This window comes from uncultured Tepidimonas sp. (genome assembly GCF_938045175.1).
In the GTDB taxonomy this organism is placed as follows: Bacteria; Pseudomonadota; Gammaproteobacteria; order Burkholderiales; family Burkholderiaceae_C; genus Tepidimonas.
This window is the reverse complement of sequence record NZ_CALIND010000100.1, coordinates 14057-34105: the sequence shown is the minus strand read 5'-3', so window position 1 is coordinate 34105 and position 20049 is coordinate 14057. Positions and strand designations below refer to the sequence as shown.

The following is a 20049-nucleotide window of genomic DNA, read 5'->3' as shown; positions in this document are numbered from 1 at the left end:
TATCGACATCCGCTTCCGTATAGCCACAGATGGCCGAGTATTCCGCCGAGACGGTGATGTCGCGCAGGTTGTTGAGCCCCGAGAAGATCGAGACCTTGCTGAACTTGGAAACCCCGGTCAGGAACGCGAACCGGATGTGGGCGTCCTGATCCTTGATGACGGAGTACAGGTTGCGCAAGCCCTCGCGCATGGCGCGCGCCACCTCCGGCTCGGTTAGGTTGTCCAGGATGGGTTTGTCGTATTCATCGACCAGAACGACGGCGCGCTGGTCGAACCGCTTTTCCCCGGCCTGGATGAGGTTGGCAAAGCAGCCGGCGATGTCGTCCACATTGGGGCATGTGATGCCCAGCCGTTCGCGGTTTTGCTCCAGGTTCCAACGGATGCGCTGATCGAGTTCTGCCCGACTCTGTACCCTCCCCCCGCCGAAGCTGATCCGAATGACGGGATGTTTCTTCCCCCAATCCCACTTGTCGTGGCAATAGAGCCCCCGAAAGAGCGGCTCGTTGCCGGCGAAGAGCTCAGCCAGCGTGTCCAGAAACAGGCTTTTGCCAAAGCGTCGCGGGCGTGACAGGAAGTAGTGCGAGCCCGATTCGATCAGCCGAAGCGCGTACGGCGTCTTGTCGACGTAGTAGTAATCGTCGCCGCGAATCTTGGCGAAGGTCTGGATGCCGATGGGCAGCTTCTTGCGCATCATGGGTCTGATTATGCGCCGCTGCACGCCTTGGGCGCGGGGGGACCTCCCCACGCCTGGGACACTCAGCTGCCCGCCACCTTCATGCGGTCGATCAGCACCGATCCCACGTTCTTGGCCCCCAGGTTATACACATCCGCCCCGATCGCCTGTATGCCGCGAAACATCTCCTTGAGGTTGCCGGCGACGGTGATCTCTTGCACCGGGTAGGCGATGACGCCATCCTCGACCCAAAAGCCCGCAGCGCCGCGCGAGTAGTCGCCCGTCACCGGATTGACGCCCTGCCCCATGAGTTCGGTGACGAACAGGCCGCGGCCGAGCTTGCGCAGCATGGCGGGTAGGTCGTCACCGGGTTCGGTCAGGCGGCTGGTCATGAGCAGGTTGTGCGAGCCACCCGCGTTGCCCGTGGTGCGCATGCCCAGCTTGCGCGCCGAATACGTGCTCAAAAAATACCCCTTGATGCATCCCGCGCCGACCACGGGGCGCGCCACCGTGCGCACGCCTTCGTCGTCGAACGGCGCGCTGCCCTTGGCGCCGATCAGGTGCGGATCTTCCCAAATGTCGATATGGGACGGGAACACCTGCCGCCCCAAGCTGTCGGGCAAAAAGGTGGTGCGCCGGTACAGCGCGCCGCCGCTGATGGCCTGCACGAAGGCCCCCAGCAGCCCGGCAGCCAGCGGGGCATCGAACAACACCGGGCATTCGGTGGTGGCGATCTTGCGTGGCCTCAGGCGCGCCAGGGCCCGCTCGGCCGCGTAGCGACCCACCGCCTCCGGGCTGGCCAGCTCGGCCGGGTTGCGCTGCGAGCTGTACCAATAGTCGCGCTGCATGCCGTTGCCTTTGCCAGCGATGGGGGAGACCGATAGGCTGTGGCGCGAGCTGGGGTAGCCACCGGCGAATATCCCCTGGCGGCCGCGCTCGCCACCGCGCATGTGCTCGGCCCAGAAGTGCGACTGCTGCGCCGACACCGAGGCGCCTTCGCTGTTGGTGATGCGCGGACTGACCGCAAACGCCGCCGCCTCGCAGCGCAGCGCCAGCTCGACCGCCAGTTCGGCCGTGATTGGCCAAGGATAGAACAGCTCCAGGTCGGGATAGTCGTTGGCGATGTCGATCTCGTCCGGCAAGCCAGCAGCCGGATCCTCGGCGGTGAAGCGGGCGATGTCGTACGCCGCCTGCACGGTGCGTCGGATGGCGTCGGGCGAAAAATCCGACGTGGACGCGTTGCCGCGCCGCTGGCCGAGATAGACGGTGATGCCAAGCGACTTGTCCCGGTTGCGCTCGACGTTTTCGAGCGCGCCACAGCGCACCGACACGCTCAGGCCGCTGCCCTCGGAGACCTCGACACCGGCGTCGGCCACGCCCAGCTGGCGCGCGTGTTTGAGGGCCAAGTCGGCCAACTCGCGAAACTGGTCTTGCGAAAACTGAAATCCCGCCAAGGGGCCGGATTCGGCGGCGGGCGCGGGGGAGGGGCGGGTTTTTTTCTTCATGTCGCTGGCTATGATACCGGTCATGCCACGCAAACCGACCAAGGGGTACTGGGTTCGGGGCCACTTCGTCGCCTATGGCAGCGAAGAGGACACCGAACTCAAACGCGCCGCCAAATGGGACGCAGACCTCAGCAAGACCGACTTGAAAAAACGCAGCGCCCATCTGCAGGCGGTGGGTGAGCAGCTGCTCACGCTGAAACCGTCGCTGCTGCAGGGCCTGGACCTGCCGCCATCGCTGCGGGAAGCGCTGGCCGAGGTCAAGCGCATCGATGACTTCGAGGGCCGGCGGCGCCAGCTGCAGTACGTGGGCAAGCTCATGCGCCAGCTCGACGATGCGTTGGTGGCCACCATCGAGGCGACGCTGGCCGAACAACACCGGGGCAGCGCCGCGCAGACCGAGCGCCTGCATGCAGCCGAGCAGTGGCGCGAGCGGCTGGTGGCCGACGATGCCGCCCTCGACGCCTGGCGCGAGCTGGAGCCCGACGCCGACTGGCAGCGCCTGCGCGCCCTCATCCGACAGGCGCGTAAAGACGCGCAGGTTCATCCCGATCCCGCACCCGGCCAGGCCCAGCGCAAGGGCCGCGCCTGGCGGGAGCTGTTTCAACACGTGCGCGCCGTCCTCGACGCGCACGAGAGTCCATCCACCGTTGCCCGCCCATGAACACCCACGACCCCGTCACCATCGGCATCGTCTCCGTCAGCGACCGCGCCAGCAGCGGCGTCTACGAGGACAAGGGCCTACCCGCGCTGCGCGACTGGCTGAACCGCGCGCTCAAAAACCCGGTCACCTTCGTCGAACGGCTCATCCCCGATGAGCGCGAGCGCATCAGCGCCACCCTGGTCGAGCTGGTCGATACCTGCGGCTGCTCGCTGGTGCTGACCACCGGCGGCACCGGGCCCGCGCCGCGCGACGTCACGCCGGAAGCAACGCTGGCCGTCGCCGACCGGGAGATGCCGGGCTTTGGCGAGCAGATGCGCCAGATCAGCCTGCGCTTCGTGCCCACGGCCATCCTGTCGCGCCAGGTGGCGGTCATCCGTGGCCGCAGCCTCATCATCAACCTGCCCGGGCAGCCCAAATCGATCGCCGAGACGCTGGAGGGCCTGCGCGACGCCGACGGCAAACCCGTGGTGCATGGCATTTTTGCCGCCGTGCCCTACTGCATCGACCTCATCGGCGGCCCCTACCTGGAGACGAACGACGCGGTGTGTGCGGCGTTTCGGCCCAAGTCCGCCATTCGTGCTCCTCGTGCCTGAGCGGCCACAGCGTCAACAACGCAGGCCGCCGCTTCACTTGCCGATCAGTTGGTTGAGGCGCTCGGCCTCGAAGTGCTCGGTCTTGGCGGCGTCCGAGGGCAGGCATTCGCCGCGCTGGGCGCAGGCCAGCTTTTCGATGGCCTGCCACAGCAGCGCGATCTGGTGCTCGTGGTTGGCCGCGTTGTCGATCAGTCCGCGCATTGCCAGGCTCAGCGGGTCGTCGTTTTGCGTCACGCCGTAAGCCGAAAACCCCATCCTGGCGGCCGCGGCCTCGCGCTTTTCGTCTGCGTCGGCCACGATGATGCGCGCTGGGTTGCCCACTGCGGTGGCACCGGCCGGCACGGGCTTGGTCACGACCGCGTTGCTGCCGATCTTGGCACCATCCCCCACGGTAAAGCCGCCCAGTACCTTGGCGCCCGCGCCGATGATGACGCCGCGCCCGAGCGTCGGGTGGCGCTTGGTGCCCTTGTACAGCGACGTGCCACCCAGCGTCACACCGTGGTAGATGGTGCAGTCGTCGCCCACCTCGGCCGTCTCGCCGATGACCACGCCCATGCCGTGGTCGATAAAGACGCGCTGCCCGATGCGCGCGCCGGGGTGGATTTCGATACCCGTCAGCCAGCGGTTCCAGTGCGAAATCCAGCGCCCCAGCCACTTCCAACCCCGACGCCAGCACGCATGCGCCACACGGTGCAGCCAGATGGCGTGCAAGCCGGGATAGCAGGTCAACACCTCCCAGCGCGAGCGCGCGGCGGGGTCGCGCTCGAGGATGGCGTCGATGTCGGCTTTGAGGCGCTGAAACATGGGGGACATGGTGCAATGTGGCGGGCCTGGCGAGCGCCCATGGGCCCCACAGTCTAGCGCCTGCCGCCGCGCGCGGCGTCGATCATGGCGCGCGCCACCCCGCGCAGGATGTGGACTTCCGACACCGTCGGGGCAGCGCGCAGCAGCAGGCGGCGCAGGCGCGGCATCAGCTTCTTGGGCGCCGCCGGGTCGAGGAAGCCGACCGCGGTGAGCGCCTCCTGCCAGTGGGCCAGCAGCCCGGAGAGCGCGGGCGCGTCCGCGGGCGGGTCGGGCGCAGGGCTGCGCGCCGTCAGCACCTGATGCTCGCTGGCAAATCCACCCAAGGCCAGCCGCCATTCGTAGGCGATGAGCTGGACCGCAGCGGCCAGATTCAGCGAACCATAGTCGGGCGCAGTGGGGATGCGCAGGCACACGTGGCAGCGGTAGACGTCCTCGTTGGCCAGCCCGTAGCGCTCGGGCCCGAACACGAAGGCCACGCCTCCCGTCTGCCCGGCCAGCGCGCGCGGTGCCAGCGCTGGCAAATACCCGCGCGGCTCGGCAGTCGGGGGGCCGAAATCGCGCGGGGTCATGGCCGTCGCACACAGGTGGCTCATGCCCTGCAGGGCGTCATCCAGCGTGGCAACGATGCGCGCGCGTTGCAGCAGATCGGCCGCGCCACTGGCGCGCTCGATCGCCTCGCCCCGCTCGAGCACATCGGGCCAGCGCGGGCGCACCAGCACCCAGTCGTCGAAGCCCATCACCTTGAGCGCGCGCGCCACGGCGCCCACGTTGCCGGCGTGGCTGGGCTCGATCAGGACGAAACGGGTGGCAATCACGACAGGCGCGCTTGGGTCAACCCCGGGGGTACCGGTACAATGCCATTATCGCCGCTGCCATCGAGCAGCCCTTCTTGCGTTCTTGCCCACCATCCATGTCTGCTCACCTCCACCCCATGCTCAACGTGGCCATCAAGGCCGCACGCGCCGCTGGTGCCCTCATCAACCGGGCTTCGCTCGATCTCGACACGCTGCGGGTCGGGGCCAAGCAGACCAACGACTTCGTGACCGAAGTCGATCACGCCGCCGAAGCCGCGATCATCGAAACGCTGTTGGGGGCCTACCCCGAGCACGGCATCTGGGCCGAAGAGTCCGGCCGCCGCGAGGGCAAGGGCAAAGGCCGCGCCTACACCTGGATCATCGACCCGCTGGACGGCACGACCAACTTCATCCATGGCTTTCCGGTCTATTGCGTCAGCATCGCGCTCATGGTGGATGGCCGCCTCGATCAGGCCGTCATCTACGACCCCACGCGCAACGACCTGTTCACCGCCAGCAAGGGCCGTGGCGCGTACCTCAACGACCGGCGCATTCGCGTGGCCAAGCGCACCCAGCTGCGCGACTGCCTGCTGAGCACGGGCTTTCCGTTCCGGCCGGGCGACGCATTTCAGACCTACCTGCGCATGCTGGGCGACGTCATGCCGCGTGTCGCGGGCGTGCGCCGGCCCGGCTCGGCCGCGCTCGACCTGGCCTATGTCGCAGCGGGCTTCAGCGATGGGTTTTTCGAAATGGGATTGAGCCCGTGGGACGTGGCGGCGGGGGCACTGTTGGTCACCGAAGCCGGCGGCTTGGTCGGCAACTTTACCGGTGAGGCCGATTTCCTGGAAACCAAGGAATGCCTGGCGGCCAACCCGCGCATCTACGGACAGCTGGTGAGCGTGCTCAGCCCCTACAGCCGCTTGGCCTGCGCTCCCGCGGAGCCGACGCGCCCCGACGACCCGACCCCGTGACGATGACGACGCCCGACGCCGCGGACGCCCTCGCCTGCGGCGGCGCCCCCGCTGCGCCGCTGGAAGCCCACACGCCCATGATGCAGCAGTATCTGCGCATCAAGGCGCAGCACCCCCGCACGCTGGTGTTTTACCGCATGGGGGATTTTTACGAGCTGTTCTACGACGACGCGCACAAGGCCGCGCGACTGCTCGACATCACGCTCACCACGCGCGGGCAGTCTGCCGGCGCGCCGGTGGTGATGGCGGGGGTGCCCGTGCATTCGGTCGAGACCTATCTGGCCCGCCTCATCCGGCTGGGCGAGTCGGTGGCCATCTGCGAGCAAGTGGGCGACGTCGGGCAAACCAAGGGGCCCGTGGAGCGGCAGGTGGTGCGCATCGTCACCCCGGGCACCCTCACCGACAGCGAGCTGCTAGCCGACAAGGCCGACGCCGTGTTGCTGGCCGTCCACTTGGGCGCGCGTCGCCGCTGTGGGCTGGCCTGGATGGCCGTGACCGAGGGCACCATCCACCTGGCCGAATGCGACTGGCCGCAACTGCGCGCCTGGCTGACCCGCATCGCTGCGCAGGAGCTGCTGCTCAGCGCTGAGATCCCCCCCGCCGCCGAAGCCGAGCTGCGCGGCTGGCTGGAGCAGGTCGGCACCCCCTCGCACCCGGCGCTGACCGTGCGGCCCGCCTGGGCCTTCGACGCCGCGCTGGGCCAACGCAAGCTGTGCACCCAGCTGCGGGTGGCGAGTTTGGCGGGCTGGGGCGCGCAGGACGTGGCGGACGCGCACGCGGCCGCCTCCGCCCTGCTGGACTATGCCGAGCACACCCAGGGCCGGGCACTGGGCCACGTGCATGCGCTGCGCGTGGTGCGGCCCGATGCGCTTATCGACCTGCCCGCCACCACGCGCCGCAACCTGGAACTCACGCACACCCTGCGCGGCGAACCCGCCCCCACCCTGCTGTCGCTGCTGGACACCTGCGCCACCGGCATGGGCAGCCGCCTGCTGCGTCGCTGGCTGCTCGAACCCCCGCGCGACCGCGCCATCGCCCGCGCCCGGCTAGCCGTGGTGGACGCGCTGCGCGCGCACGGCCCCGAGGCGCTGCGCCCGCGGCTGCGCGGCATGAGTGACGTGGAACGCTTGGCCGCGCGCATCGCACTGCGCCAGGCGCGCCCGCGCGAGCTCGCGGGACTGGCGCAGACGCTGCAGCGCAGCGCGCAACTGGCGCAGGCGGTGGCGGCGCTGGCCGACCAACACCCCGCCCCGCTGCTGGTCGAGCTGGCGCAGCACCTGCAGCCGCCCATGGCCGTGGCCGAGCTGCTGACGCGCGCCCTGCTGCCCGAGCCCGCCGCCCTGCTGCGCGACGGCGGCGTCATTGCCCACGGCTATGACGCCGAGCTCGACGAGCTGCGCGCGTTGCAGTCCAATGCCGACGCGTTTTTGCTCGACCTGGAAGCGCGCGAGCGCGAGCGCACCGGCATTTCCAACCTGCGCGTGCAGTACAACAAGGTGCACGGCTTCTACATCGAAGTCACCCAGGGCCAGCTCGACAAAGTACCCGACGACTATCGCCGACGCCAAACGCTGAAAAACGCCGAGCGCTTCATCACCCCCGAGCTCAAGGCCTTCGAGGACCGAGCGCTCAGCGCGCAAGAGCGCGCGCTCGCGCGCGAAAAATGGCTCTACGACCGCTTGCTCGACGAGCTGCAGCCCCACGTGGTGGCCCTTGGCACGCTGGCGCGGGCGCTGGCCACGCTGGACGTGCTGGCGACACTGGCCGAACGCTCGCTCACACTGGACTGGCACGCTCCCACTTTCGTGCCTGAGCCCCGCATCGACATTCGCCAGGGGCGCCATCCGGTGGTGGAAGCGCGCCTGATGGAAACCGGTGCCGGCCCCTTCGTGCCCAACGACACGGCGCTGGATGCACGCACGCGCATGCAGATCATCACCGGCCCCAATATGGGGGGCAAATCCACCTACATGCGGCAGGTCGCGCTGATCGTGCTGCTGGCCAGCGTCGGCAGCTACGTGCCAGCGCAACAGTGTCGCCTGGGGCCGATCGATGCCATCCACACCCGCATCGGCGCGGCGGACGACCTGGCCAACGCCCAGTCCACCTTCATGCTGGAGATGACCGAAGCCGCCCAAATCCTGCACCAAGCCACCGAACACAGCCTGGTGTTGATGGACGAAATCGGCCGCGGCACCTCCACCTACGACGGCCTGGCACTCGCGGGCGCCATCGCCACCCATCTGCACGACCGGGTGCGCGCGTTCACGCTCTTTGCGACGCACTACTTCGAGCTCACCGAATTCCCCGCGCGCCACCCCGGGGCGGTCAACGTGCACGTCAGCGCCGTCGAAGGCAAAGGGCGCGACATCGTCTTTTTGCACCAGATCGAGCCCGGGCCCGCCAGCCGCAGCTACGGCGTGCAGGTCGCGCGTCTGGCCGGGATACCCGCGGCCGTCATTCAGCAAGCGCGCCACACACTGGCCCAGCTCGAGGCGCACAGCGCGCAGGCGCAGCGCCAAATCGACCTGTTTGCCAGCGCGCCCGAGCCGCAGGCCACACCCAGCCCCGAACACCCCGTGTTGCAAGCGCTGGCCGAACTCGACCCCGACGCGATGAGCCCGCGTGACGCGCTCGATGCCCTGTATCGCCTGCGCGCGCAACTGGATCGCCCGGCTGGCGCGTGATGGCGTCGCATTGATGGGATCTGGGGCGCGCGTGCCCCAGTTCGGTAGAATGACGGCATTGGCCCGCTGAAGATACCTGCAGGAGTATGGCATGAGCGCCGCGACGTTCGACTTCGAAAAAGCCCGCTTCAACATGATCGAGCAGCAAATCCGTCCGTGGGAAGTGCTCGACGCGACGGTGCTGTCGTTGCTCGGCCAAATCAAGCGCGAAGCCTTCGTGCCACCCGCTTATCAAGCGCTGGCGCTGTCGGATCTGGAAATTCCACTGTCGCAGCCACCCGTCGAGGGCGAGTGCATGCTGGCACCCAAGGTCGAGGCCCGCATCCTGCAGGATCTGGCACTCAAGCCCACCGACAACGTGCTCGAGATCGGAGCCGGGTCGGGCTACATGGCGGCGCTCATGGGCCGCATGGCGCGCCAAGTGCTGACGTTGGAGATCAACCCGACGCTGGCCGACATGGCGCGCACCAACCTGGCCCGCGCCGGCATCGACAACGTGCGGGTCAAAACGGCCGACGCCGCCGCGGGGCGCTTCGCCCCTTGCGTCGATCAGGCCCCGTATGACGCCATCGTACTCAGCGGCTCGGTGGCCGAGGTGCCCACCGATTTGCTGGAACTGTTGCGCGTGGGCGGACGGCTGTTCGCCGTCGTGGGTGAAGACCCCATCATGCGCGCCACCCTGGTCGTGCGCGGCAGCGAAACCGGCTACCACAGCGAAGAACCGTGGGACATCGTGATTCCGCGGCTGCGGAATTTCCCTGAACCCGCGCGGTTCCGCTTCTGAAACCCACCCTCCACCATGGTGCCCCACATTCGCCCCGCCCAGTTGCCCCAGTGGCTGCAACAGTGCCGCGCGCAGGATGCGACGGCCCTGCCCATCGTGCTCGACGTGCGTGAACCCTGGGAGGTGCAGACCGCCAGCGTGCGCGCCGATGGCTTCGAGCTGCGCCACATGCCGATGGCCAGCATTCCCATGCGCTTGGCTGAGCTACCCAAAGACCGGCCCATCGCCTGCCTATGTCATCACGGTGGCCGCAGCGCCCAAGTCGCGCATTTCCTGCACCGGCAGGGTTTCGACGACGTGGTCAACATTGCTGGGGGCATCCACGCCTGGGCACACGAACTGGACCCCTCGGTCCCGCAGTACTGACGCGCGCGTGCAGGCGATGGCCGTTCTTCGTATACTCCCGACCGTATAGATTTTGATAGGGACCGTTTGCCATGCTGCCGCTCGCCCATCCCCCGGTCACATCCGCTCGCTCGCTCGCCGCGCGGGTCCTGCGCCCCGCCTTCGCCGCCGCCTTGTTGGCCAGTGCCGCCGCAGGCGCACACGCGCAAAATCTGCAGACCCTGCTCGACGCTGCCCAGGCGTACGATGCCGCCTACCTGGCCGCCAAGGCGCAATTCGACGCCAGCCGCGCCCGCGCGGAGCAGGCGCGTGCGCGCGTGCTGCCAACCGTGGGGTTGTCGGCCGAGGCATTCGTCAATCGCCGTGACAGCTCGGTCAGCGCGCTGGACGACACGTTCAACAACCAGTCGGCCAAAATTGCCGCCAGCCATCCGCTGTACCGCCCCGGCAACCACCTCGAGGTCGAACAGGCCGAGCGCTCGCTGCAAGCTGCCCAGGCACAACTGCAAGCCGCCGAGCAAGACCTGATCGTGCGTCTGTCGCAGGCGTACTTCGACGTGCTCGGCGCCGAAGACACCTTGGCGTTCGTGCGCGCCCAAAAGGCCGCCGTCGAGCAGCAACTCGCCGCCGCCAAGCGCAACTTCGAGGTTGGTACCGCCACCATCACCGACACGCGCGAGGCGCAAGCGCGCTACGACCTGGTGCTGGCGCAGGAAATCGCCGCCGAGAACGACCTTCGCGTCAAGCGGCTGGCGCTGGACCAATTGGTCGGACGCAGCGACACCCAGCCATGGCGGCTGCCCGCAGCGGTGGCGCTGCCCCAACCCACCCCCGACGACGTGGCCGCGTGGGTGCAGCGGGCCACGGCCGAGCACCCCAGCGTGCGCGCGGCGCAGGCGGCTCTCGACATCGCCCGGCTCGAGGTGCGCAAAGCCCAGGCCGCCAAAGGCCCGACGCTGGACGCCGTGGCCCAGTACCAGTGGGCACGCGCTCCTGGGCAGACGCCGCCCTTCCCCTACGTGCGTAACCAGACGGCCAGCATCGGCGTGCAGTTCAACCTGCCGCTCTACACCGGTGGCGCACTGGACAACCGCATCAAGGAGGCAGTGGCCCTGGAAGACAAGGCCCGCAACGACGTCGAAGGGGCGCTGCGTGCGGTCAGCCAAGCCACCCGCGCCGCGTTCTTTGGCGTGCAGTCGGGCTTGGGCCAGGTGCGCGCGCTGGAGGCGGCTGAGGCGTCGAGCCAGAGCGCGCTGGAGGCCAACCAGCTCGGCTATCAAGTGGGCGTGCGCATCAACATCGACGTGCTCAACGCCCAAAGCCAACTGTTCGAAACCAAGGCCCGCCTGGCCAAGGCGCGCTACGACGTGCTGGTCGGCAGCCTGCGGCTGCGGCAGGCGGCCGGCGTGCTCAAGACCGAGGACCTGCAGCCCCTCAACGCGCTGCTGCAGCCGCGCTGAGATCCCACCAGCGCAGCACGGCGTGCGCGCAGCGCTGCGCCGCGCCCGCGTGTTGCGACAGCAAAGCGCGGCAGCCCGCATGGGCCTGCTGCAGCGCGGCGGGATCGACGAGCAACGCCAGCGCCCGCTCGACGGCCGCGCCCATGTCCTCGACGCGCCACGCGGCGCCGGCCTCGATCGCCGCGCTGGCCGCTTGAGCGAAATTGAAGGTGTGCGGCCCCATCAACACGGGGCATTCGCACGCCGCAGACTCGATCAGGTTTTGCCCCCCGAGCGGCGCAAAGCTCCCGCCCAGCAGCGCCACTTGCGCCAGCGCGTAGTACCACGGCATCTCGCCCAGGCTGTCACCCAGCAGCACATCGGCCTGCTGGTAAGCCGCTGGCCAGGCGGGCGTCTCGGTATCCAAGGCGCCCAACGCGCTGCGGCGCACCACGACCAGCCCCGCGCGCTGCAACAGCGCCTCCACGGCATCGACGCGCTGCGGGTGACGCGGCACCACCAACCACAGCGGCGCCGCACCCCGCGTGCGGCCGCGGCGGGCACGCCAAGCATCCCACCACAGGGTCTCCTCACCTTCACGGCTGCTCGCCAGCATCAGCATCGGCCGGCCCCGCGGCCAGTCGGGGGAGCGGGTGGCGGCCTGCCAGGCGATGCGCCAGCGCTGCCCCAGCGACCACGGATCCGGGTGCCACGGCACGTCGAACTTGACGTTGCCGATGATCTGGCCCCGTGGCGGATCGACCGGTGCGCCCAGGTCATGCAAGCGTTTGGCATCCGCCGCCGTTTGCGCCAACACCCCCGACAGCCCCCGATACGTGGGACCGGCGAGCCAGGACAGGCGCCGCGCGCGCCGCCACGACCGTTCGTTGAGGCGGGCGTTGGCCAGCAACAGCGGCACCTGCGCGGCGCGACACCCCGCGACCAGCTGCGGCCAGACCTCGGTCTCCATCAACACCCCCAGGCGCGGCCGAAAATGCGCGAGAAACCGCTGCACCGGCCCCGGCGCATCCCAGGGCAGCCACGCCTGCGCATCACCCGGTTGCAGGTGGCGGCGCCCCTCGGCGCGGCCGGTGGCGGTGCCATGCGTCCACAGCACGCGAATGTCGGGGCGCTCGGCACGCAGCGCACGCAACCACAGGGCAGCAGCGCGCGTCTCGCCCAGCGATACCGCATGCACCCACAGCCACCCGGACGAGGGCGGCCCCGCATAGTGGCCAAACCGTTCCTCGACGGCTTCGGCGTAGCCGGGCTCGCGCCGGGCACGGTGCGCGAGTTTGCGCCGCAGGATCGGCGACAGCGCGCCCATGACCCCACCGTAGAGTGCCAGCGCCCACCACTCGGGGAGGGATCGTGTCTCGCCCTCAACCACCGCGAAACAACCGTTCGTACACCGCGCCGATGCCCGCCGCCTCGTGCGCGAGCGAAAACCGCTCCGCCACGCGCGCCCGCGCCGCCTGCCCCATGTGCTGCGCGGCTGCGGGGTCGGCCAGCACCCGGCGCACGGCCGCCGCCAAGCCGACGGGGTCGCCGGTATCGACCAGCTCGCCCTGCACCCCCGGCTGCACCAGCTCCTCGAACGCGCCGGTGCGCGAACACACGAGGGCGCAGCCGCAGGCCGCGGCCTCGAATGGCGTCAGCCCAAACGGCTCGTAGCGCGGGCAGGCCACGCACACCAGGCACCGCTGGTACCAGCGGTGCACCTCGGCCGCCGGTACTTCACCCAGAAAGCGGATGCGCTCGCGCAAACCCGCAGCATCGATGCGTGCCTGCAGCGAGCGCTGGTACGCCTCGTGCTGCGGCATGGCACGCCCGGCGATCACCGCCGTCACTTCCGGCAGGTGCGGCAGGGCAGCGATCATCGCGTCCACGAACACATCCGTGCCCTTGTCGGGCCGCACGCGGCCAAAGACACCGATCCCGTAGCGTCCGGGCAGGCCGCTGTCGGCCCAGGCGCTGGCCTTGTCGGGCGGGGGGCTGAAGCGCTGCAGGTCGACGCCGTGTGGCACCACCGCCGTGGTGTTGGGCACGAAGCTCGCAGCCTTGGGCGTGGTGGCGATGACCGCGTCCATGCGGCTGATGAGCCAACGCGGAAACCACCCGTGGCGGTGCTGCGCGGCCGAGGTGAACACGAGCCGGATGGGCAGCTGCAGCACGTCGCGCGCCCACAGGCCGGCGGCCATTTCGTGGTCGCGCCGCACATGCCAGATGCGAAACGGCCGCCCCACCGGCGCCCGCCGGGACAGGGCGATCGCCTGCCGCAGCGTCATGCCGGGCATGCCGTGCGGCAAGGGAGTGCCACAGTACGCCAGCCGCCACTGGCGCGCCTGCAATGGCACCAAGGCGTTGACCGTGGCCGACACCCCGGTGTAGCGGCGCTTGAGGTTGAAGACGATGACCTCGGGATCCGGGTCCGGGGACAACGCGATCTGGTGCACGGGCGCTGCGGTCATGGCGTGGCGGACGGTCAATGGGCGGCGTCACCCAGCACGGCGTCGGGCTTGACGCGGCGCAGCCACTGCAGCATGTCGGCCTGGATGCGCGCCAGTGCCTCGGGCGTGTGCCCCTCGAAGCGCAGCACCAGCACCGGCGTGGTGTTGGAGGCGCGGATCAGCCCAAACCCGTCGGGCCAGTCCACGCGCAGGCCGTCCACGGTGCTCACCTCCGCCGGCGCCTCGAAGCGCGCCACGCGCTGCAGCTCGGCCACCACGCGGTGTGGCTCGCCCTCGGCGCACGCCACGTTGAGCTCGGGCGTCGAGTGGCTATTGGGCAGCGCCTCGAGCACCGCGCCCGCATCGGGGTGGCGGCTCAGGATTTCCAGCAACCGGGCCGCCGCATAGCTGCCGTCGTCGAAGCCATACCAGCGCTCCTGAAAAAAGAGGTGGCCGCTCATCTCGCCGCCCAAGGGCGAGCCGACCTCGCGCATCTTGGCCTTGACGAGGGAGTGACCGGTGCGGTACATCAGCGGCACCCCACCCGCGGCGCGGATGGCGGGGGCGAGCCGCTGGCTGCATTTGACATCGTACACGATGGTGCCCCCGGGCACCCGCGACAGCACGTCGGCAGCCAAGAGCATGAGCTGGCGATCCGGGTAGATATTCTGGCCACTGGGCGTGACCACACCCAGGCGGTCACCGTCGCCGTCGAACGCCAGGCCCAGCTCGGCCCCGGTGCGCTGCACCGCCTCGATGAGGTCACGCAGATTCTCGGGCTTGGACGGGTCGGGATGGTGATTGGGAAACGTGCCGTCTACTTCGCCATAGAGCACCGTCACCTCGCAGCCGAGCGCCCGCAGCAGCGCCGGCGCCGAGGCACCGGTGACGCCATTGCCGCAATCGACCACCACCCGCATGGGCCGTGCCAGCCGCACGTCGCGCACGATGCGCGCGAGGTACTCGTCCAGGATGTCCAGACGCCGCACCTGGCCCAGCGCGGCCGCAGAACCGGTGGGCTCGCCCGCCTCCATCGCCGTGCGCAGGGCTTGGATGTCGTCGCCGTAGATGGCGCGGCCTGCCAGCACCATCTTGAAGCCGTTGTGGTGTTTCGGGTTATGACTGCCCGTAACCTGGATGCCACTGCGGCAATGAACCGCCGCCGCGTAGTACAGCATCGGGGTCGTCGCCAGACCGATGTCGAGCACATCGACCCCGGCGGACGCCAAGCCGTCGATCAGGGCCGCGGCCAACTCCGGGCTGCTCAGGCGGCCGTCACGCCCGACCGCCACCACCGCTTCACCCATGGCGCGCGCGCGGGCGCCGAACGCCCGCCCGAGCGCGCGGGCAAATCCGGCATCGATAACCTCCGGCACGGTACCGCGGATGTCGTAGGCCTTGAAGGCATGGGCGGGCAAGGTCGGGCGGGCGGCAGCGGCAAGGGTCATGGCAAGCGGGCTTGGCGGTCGGGTGTGTGACAGGGCTCCGATTGTAGGTGCGGTTATCATGCGCACCTATGTCGCCCCGTCTCGCGGCCGAATTCGTCTTGTTGGCAGCCCTGTGGGGCGCGTCCTTCCTGTTCATGCGCCAGGCGGCGCTGGCCTTCGGGCCCGTGGCCACGGCTGGGCTGCGCGTGGCCATCGCTGGGGCGGTGTTGTTGCCGGTGCTGGTACTCAGTGGGCATTGGCGCGCATTTCGGGCGCACGCGGGGCGCATTTTGTTCGTTGGCCTACTCAACGCCGGCATTCCCTTTGGCCTGTTCGCCTACGCAGTGCTGTCCATCAGCACGGGGCTGACGGCCATCCTCAACGCCACCGTGCCGCTGTTTGGCGCGCTGGTGGCCTGGCTGTGGCTGGGCGACCGTCCGGGGCGCTGGCGCGCGCTGGGCCTGGCGCTGGGGTTTGCGGGCGTGGCCTTGTTGTCGTGGAACAAGGCGCACTTTGGCACGGGCGGCACCGGCTGGGCCGTGCTGGCCTGCCTGGGGGCGACGGTGCTGTACGCGATCGCGGCCAGCTACACCAAGAAATACCTGATGGGCATCCCCCCGATGGCCACGGCGGCCGGTAGCCAGTTCGGCGCCACGCTGGGGCTGCTGCTGCCTACGGTGTGGACATGGCCCACGCAGCCGGCTGGGGCCGATGCCTGGCTGGCCGTGGGGGCCGCCGGTGTGTTGTGCACGGCACTGGCCTATCTGCTCTACTTTCGGCTGATCGAAGCCGCTGGCCCCGCGCGTACGCTGACAGTGACGTTTTTGATCCCGGTGTTCGCCGTGGCCTATGGCGCGCTGCTGCTGGGCGAGACGATCACCCCGTGGATGGTGGGCTGCGGCGCCGTGATCTTGATCGGCGTGGCGCTCTCCAGCGGACTCATCGATCCGCGTCGCTGGCGTCTGGCGCGCCGGCCTGCAGCGCTTCCTTGAGCTTGGGCGAGGCGTGGAAGGTCACCACGCGCCGCGCCTCGATCGGCACCAGCTCACCCGTGCGCGGGTTGCGCCCCGGGCGCGGCGGCTTGTCGCGCACCTGAAACTGGCCGAAGCCGGCGATGCGCACGTCCTCCCCCGCGATCAGGCGCTCGGCGATGAGGTCGAAAAACGCATCGACGATGTCTTTCGACTCGCGTTTGTTGAAGCCAATGCGGTCGAACAAGCGTTCGGCCAGCTCGGCTTTGGTCAGGGTGACGCCGTCGTCGGCGTCTGCGGTGTGCGGTCGGGAGTTACGCGTCGCCATGGCCGCAATCGTAGCAGGACCGGCGCGGCCAGGGCCAACCGCGCCCCTCGATGCGACCACTATCAGGCGCGCAGGCGCGCGCCGATGCGCTGCTGCAGGGCCTGCAACACCGACTGCACCACGGCGTCGATCTCGTCGTCGGTCAGGTTGGCATCGTGCCGCTCCAGGGTCAGGCGCACGGCCAGGCTCTTTTCGCCCTCGGCCAGCCCCCCGGCACCGGCCACCTTGGGTCGGTAAACGTCGAACAGCACGGCGTCGCGCAACCACGGCTGCTGCGCGGCCACCTCGCCGATAGCGGCCATCAGCTCGGCGTGCGTGACCGCCTCGCGCACGACGACGGCGATGTCGCGCTGCACCGGGTGGTGGCGGCCAACGGGCTGCGCCGACGGCAACGGGCGCTGCAAGACGGCGTCCAAATCCAGCTCGAACAGCACCGGGGCCTGCAACCAACCCTCGGCCTGGCGCCAACGCGGATGCAACTCCCCCACGAACCCGATATCACGGCCGTCGAGGCGCACGCGCGCGCAACGCCCGGGGTGCATGGCCGGATGCTGGGCCGGCTCGAAGACGGCGCGGCGCGGGGCCAGCAGCGCCTCCACATCGCCCTTGACGTCATAGAAATCGACCGGCCGTGCGGGCACCCCCCATTGCAGCGCCGACTCGTCGCCCCACGCCAGCCCCGCCACGCGGCGCGGCTGGTCGATGCCGGCGACCGTGGTGTCGCTGTCCGGCACCGACGGGTCGCGCCGGAACACGCGGCCGACTTCGAACAGCCGCACGCGCGGCACCTTGCGGTCGGTGTTGTGTTTGAGCACGGCCAGCAAGCTGCCCAACAGGCTGGAGCGCATCACGCTCAAGTGGCTGGCGATCGGGTTGAGCAGCCGGATCGGGTCGGGGTTGCCCGCGTAGTCGCGCTCCCAGCGCTCCTCGACGAAGCTGAAGTTGATCGTTTCCTGATAGCCCAGTTGCGCGAGTTGGCGCCGCAGCGCGTGGATGGAGCGCTGCGACTCGGGCCGCACGCGCGGCTCGACGGGTGCCAGAGGCGGCGTGTCGGGCAGACGGTCGTAGCCGATCACGCGCGCCACTTCCTCGATCAGGTCTTCCTCGAGCTGCACATCGAACCGGTACGGCGGTGGAGTGACGGTCAGCGTGCCTTCGCCTTCGGTCACCGACAGTCCCAGCCGACGCAGCGGCTCGGCACACTCGGCCTGCGTCAGCGGCATGCCGATGACCTGTGCCGCGCGCGCCACGCGCAGCGTCACCGGCTGCGGTTGCGGCACGTTGAGCACGTGATCATCGATCGGCCCCGGCTCGCCACCACAGATGTCCAGGATGAGCTGCGTGATGCGCTCCACGTGCTCGCGCGTCGTGCTGGGGTCCACCCCGCGTTCGAAGCGGTGGGCGGCGTCGGTGCTGAAGTGAAAGCGTCGCGCGCGCCCCGCGATCGCACGCGGCCACCAAAACGCCGCCTCGACATACACGTTGCGCGTGGCGTTCGACACCGCGGTCGCCGCGCCGCCCATGATGCCCGCCAGCGATTCGACGCCTTGGTCGTCCGCGATCACCCCCACCGTCTCGTCCAGCGTCACCGTCTGGCCGTTGAGCAGCGTGAGTGTCTCCCCCGCACGCGCCCAGCGCACCTGCAGGCCGCCGTGAATGCGGTCGAGGTCGAAGATGTGCGACGGCCGCCCCAGCTCGAACATCACATAGTTGGAAATGTCCACCAGCGCCGAAATGCTGCGCTGGCCACAGCGCGCCAGCCGCTGCACCATCCACTCGGGCGTGCGCGCCGTGGGGTCGATGCCGCGGATGACCCGTCCCGTGAAACGCCCGCACAGATCGGGGGCTTGCACGCGCACCGGCAACACGTCGCCCAGGCGTGGCGCCACGGGCGCGAACGTGGGCGTTTGCAGCGGCGTGCCCGTCAGCGCCGCCACCTCGCGCGCCACGCCATAGACGCTCAAGCAATGCGCCAGGTTGGGCGTGAGCTTGAGGGTAAAAATCCGGTCGTCGAGTGCCAGCACCTCGCGAATGTCGCGCCCCACCGGTGCATCGGGCGCGAGTTCCAGTAGACCGCCATGGTCGTCGGACAGGCCCAGTTCGCGCGCCGAGCACAGCATGCCGTGGCTCTCCACCCCGCGCAGCTTGCCCACGCGGATCTCGAACGGCCGCCCATCATCGCCCGGCGGCAGCACCGCCCCCACCCGCGCACAGGGCACGCGAATGCCGGCGCGCGCGTTGGGCGCGCCACACACGATGGCCAACGGCGCGCCCTGCCCCACGTCCACCCGGCACACACGCAGCCGGTCGGCGTTGGGGTGCGGCTCGGCGCTCAGGATCTCGCCCACCACGACACCGCTGAAGGGCGGGGCCACCGGCGCAAGCGACTCCACCTCCAAGCCCGCCATCGTCAACACGTCGGCCAGGCGTTCGCTGTCGAGTGCCGGGTTGCAAAAGGCACGCAGCCAAGATTCGGGAAATTGCATCGGGAAGCCTTTCTTTCCACCTCAACGGAACTGCGACAGGAAGCGCAAGTCGCCTTCGAAAAACAGGCGCAGGTCGTTGACACCGTAGCGCAACATCGTCAGCCGATCCGGCCCCATGCCAAACGCAAACCCCATGTAGTGCTCCGGGTCCAGCCCCATGTTGCGCACCACGTTGGGGTGCACCTGGCCCGAGCCGGCCACCTCCAGCCAACGCCCGGCCAGTGGGCCACTGGCAAACTGAATGTCGATCTCGGCGCTGGGTTCGGTAAACGGAAAGAAACTCGGCCGAAAGCGCAGCTTCAGATCGTCGCTCTCGAAAAATGCCCGACAAAACGCGGTGAAGACGACCTTGAGATCCTTGAAGCTCACGCGCCGCCCGATCCACAGCCCCTCGCACTGGTGAAACATGGGCGAGTGCGTCGCATCGCTGTCCACCCGGTACGTGCGCCCCGGCGCAATCACGCGGATCTCGGGCATGTCGCCAGCGAACAGGCCCTCACCCGTCACGCCTGCCGCCGCGCGCGCGCGCTTGACGTGCTGCACCGCATGCCGGATCTGCATCGGGCTGGTGTGCGTGCGCAGCAAATACGGCGCGGATTCGCTGCCGCCTTCGACGTAGAAGGTGTCATGCATCGAGCGCGCCGGATGGTCGGCGGGCGTGTTGAGCGCGGTGAAGTTGAACCAGTCGGACTCGATCTCGGGGCCGTCCGCCACCTCGAACCCCATGGAGGCAAAGATGGCCTCGATGCGCTCCAACGTCAGGCTCACTGGATGCAGCCCGCCCGCGCCGCGCTGGCGGCCCGGCAGCGTCACGTCCAGCGCCTCGGCTTGCAGCTGGCGCTGCAGCTCGGCCTCGGCCAGCGCCGCGCGGCGCGCTTGTAGCGCCGCCTCGATCGCCTGCTTGGCCTGGTTGATCGCTGCACCGGCGGCCTTGCGCTCATCGGGCGCGAGCGCCGCCAATCCCTTCATGCGCTCGGTGAGCGCGCCGCTCTTGCCCAGAAAACGCGCCTTGGCGTTTTCGAGTTCGCTGGGGGTGTGCGCTTGCGCAAACTGCTCGCACGCCAACTGCACCAGGGATTCGAGGTCGTTCATGCGGTATTCCAAGACAGGGCGGGAAGAGGGGAAGACAGA

Annotated in this window: 18 protein-coding genes; 8 read left to right on the top strand and 10 right to left on the bottom strand. The window is 69.2% G+C overall.

The features are described from left to right. Positions 1 to 694, bottom strand: a 694-nt coding sequence (locus Q0716_RS05440) for an AAA family ATPase (protein ID WP_299020552.1), incomplete at its 3' end; no start/stop codon positions are given. Between the two features lie 62 nt (positions 695 to 756). Beyond that, complete coding sequence (pmbA, locus tag Q0716_RS05435) at positions 757 to 2178, bottom strand: metalloprotease PmbA (RefSeq protein ID WP_299020575.1); 1422 nt, start codon at positions 2176 to 2178, stop codon at positions 757 to 759. Between the two features lie 22 nt (positions 2179 to 2200). On the opposite strand from pmbA, the gene yjgA reads away from it, so the two are divergent. Together yjgA and mog are read left to right on the top strand one after the other, a co-directional pair. Continuing rightward, complete coding sequence (yjgA, locus tag Q0716_RS05430; protein ID WP_299020550.1) at positions 2201 to 2839, top strand: ribosome biogenesis factor YjgA; 639 nt, start codon at positions 2201 to 2203, stop codon at positions 2837 to 2839. Beyond that, positions 2836 to 3432 carry a molybdopterin adenylyltransferase gene (gene mog, locus Q0716_RS05425; protein ID WP_299020547.1) on the top strand — a complete coding sequence of 199 codons (597 nt, stop codon included), beginning with the start codon at positions 2836 to 2838 and terminating at the stop codon, positions 3430 to 3432. The genes yjgA and mog overlap by 4 nt, the downstream gene beginning before the upstream one ends. A 33-nt stretch (positions 3433 to 3465) precedes the next feature. Here mog and cysE read toward each other — a convergent pair whose 3' ends face one another. Together cysE and Q0716_RS05415 are read right to left on the bottom strand one after the other, a co-directional pair. Next, complete coding sequence (gene cysE, locus Q0716_RS05420) at positions 3466 to 4236, bottom strand: serine O-acetyltransferase (RefSeq protein WP_299020573.1); 771 nt, start codon at positions 4234 to 4236, stop codon at positions 3466 to 3468. A 53-nt stretch (positions 4237 to 4289) separates the two neighbouring features. Further along, positions 4290 to 5048, bottom strand: a complete 759-nt coding sequence (locus Q0716_RS05415) for an RNA methyltransferase (RefSeq protein WP_299020571.1) — start codon at positions 5046 to 5048, stop codon at positions 4290 to 4292. A gap of 98 nt (positions 5049 to 5146) precedes the next feature. Here Q0716_RS05415 and Q0716_RS05410 point away from each other — a divergent pair, with 98 nt between their 5' ends. The 5 genes from Q0716_RS05410 to Q0716_RS05390 all read left to right on the top strand — a co-directional run bounded on the left by Q0716_RS05410 (position 5147) and on the right by Q0716_RS05390 (position 11277). Then, complete coding sequence (locus Q0716_RS05410) at positions 5147 to 6001, top strand: inositol monophosphatase family protein (RefSeq protein WP_299020543.1); 855 nt, start codon at positions 5147 to 5149, stop codon at positions 5999 to 6001. Positions 6002 to 6078: 77 nt separating this feature from the next. Next, positions 6079 to 8688 (top strand): DNA mismatch repair protein MutS, encoded by a 2610-nt coding sequence (gene mutS / locus Q0716_RS05405; protein WP_299020565.1) that lies wholly within the window; start codon positions 6079 to 6081, stop codon positions 8686 to 8688. 91 nt (positions 8689 to 8779) lie between these two features. After that, a complete protein-coding gene (locus Q0716_RS05400) occupies positions 8780 to 9472 on the top strand; it encodes a protein-L-isoaspartate O-methyltransferase (RefSeq protein WP_299020541.1) in 693 nt (230 codons plus the stop codon). A gap of 15 nt (positions 9473 to 9487) precedes the next feature. Then, positions 9488 to 9838 (top strand): rhodanese-like domain-containing protein, encoded by a 351-nt coding sequence (locus tag Q0716_RS05395; protein WP_299020539.1) that lies wholly within the window; start codon positions 9488 to 9490, stop codon positions 9836 to 9838. A gap of 71 nt (positions 9839 to 9909) precedes the next feature. Further along, a complete protein-coding gene (locus Q0716_RS05390; protein WP_299020537.1) occupies positions 9910 to 11277 on the top strand; it encodes a TolC family outer membrane protein in 1368 nt (455 codons plus the stop codon). Here the strand turns inward: Q0716_RS05390 and Q0716_RS05385 are convergent. From Q0716_RS05385 to Q0716_RS05375, 3 genes are read right to left on the bottom strand one after another with little or no spacing between them, the layout of a single operon-like run. After that, positions 11252 to 12583, bottom strand: a complete 1332-nt coding sequence (locus tag Q0716_RS05385) for a 3-deoxy-D-manno-octulosonic acid transferase (RefSeq protein ID WP_299020557.1) — start codon at positions 12581 to 12583, stop codon at positions 11252 to 11254. The two genes, Q0716_RS05390 and Q0716_RS05385, sit on opposite strands and share 26 nt — an antisense overlap. A 55-nt stretch (positions 12584 to 12638) precedes the next feature. Next, positions 12639 to 13727, bottom strand: coding sequence for a glycosyltransferase family 4 protein (locus Q0716_RS05380; RefSeq protein WP_299020534.1), 1089 nt, complete (start codon positions 13725 to 13727; stop codon positions 12639 to 12641). 14 nt (positions 13728 to 13741) lie between these two features. Further along, positions 13742 to 15154, bottom strand: a complete 1413-nt coding sequence (locus tag Q0716_RS05375) for a phosphomannomutase/phosphoglucomutase (protein WP_299020531.1) — start codon at positions 15152 to 15154, stop codon at positions 13742 to 13744. 68 nt (positions 15155 to 15222) lie between these two features. Here Q0716_RS05375 and Q0716_RS05370 point away from each other — a divergent pair, with 68 nt between their 5' ends. Next, positions 15223 to 16125 (top strand): DMT family transporter, encoded by a 903-nt coding sequence (locus tag Q0716_RS05370; RefSeq protein ID WP_299020529.1) that lies wholly within the window; start codon positions 15223 to 15225, stop codon positions 16123 to 16125. On the opposite strand, the gene Q0716_RS05365 is transcribed toward Q0716_RS05370, so the two are convergent. From Q0716_RS05365 to pheS, 3 genes are all read right to left on the bottom strand, one after another. Then, positions 16073 to 16432 (bottom strand): integration host factor subunit alpha, encoded by a 360-nt coding sequence (locus Q0716_RS05365; RefSeq protein WP_299020526.1) that lies wholly within the window; start codon positions 16430 to 16432, stop codon positions 16073 to 16075. The two genes, Q0716_RS05370 and Q0716_RS05365, sit on opposite strands and share 53 nt — an antisense overlap. Before the next feature lie 62 nt (positions 16433 to 16494). Continuing rightward, positions 16495 to 18918 (bottom strand): phenylalanine--tRNA ligase subunit beta, encoded by a 2424-nt coding sequence (pheT, locus tag Q0716_RS05360; protein WP_299020523.1) that lies wholly within the window; start codon positions 18916 to 18918, stop codon positions 16495 to 16497. A 21-nt stretch (positions 18919 to 18939) separates the two neighbouring features. Beyond that, positions 18940 to 20010, bottom strand: coding sequence for a phenylalanine--tRNA ligase subunit alpha (gene pheS / locus Q0716_RS05355; protein ID WP_299020519.1), 1071 nt, complete (start codon positions 20008 to 20010; stop codon positions 18940 to 18942). Positions 20011 to 20049 lie beyond the last annotated feature (39 nt).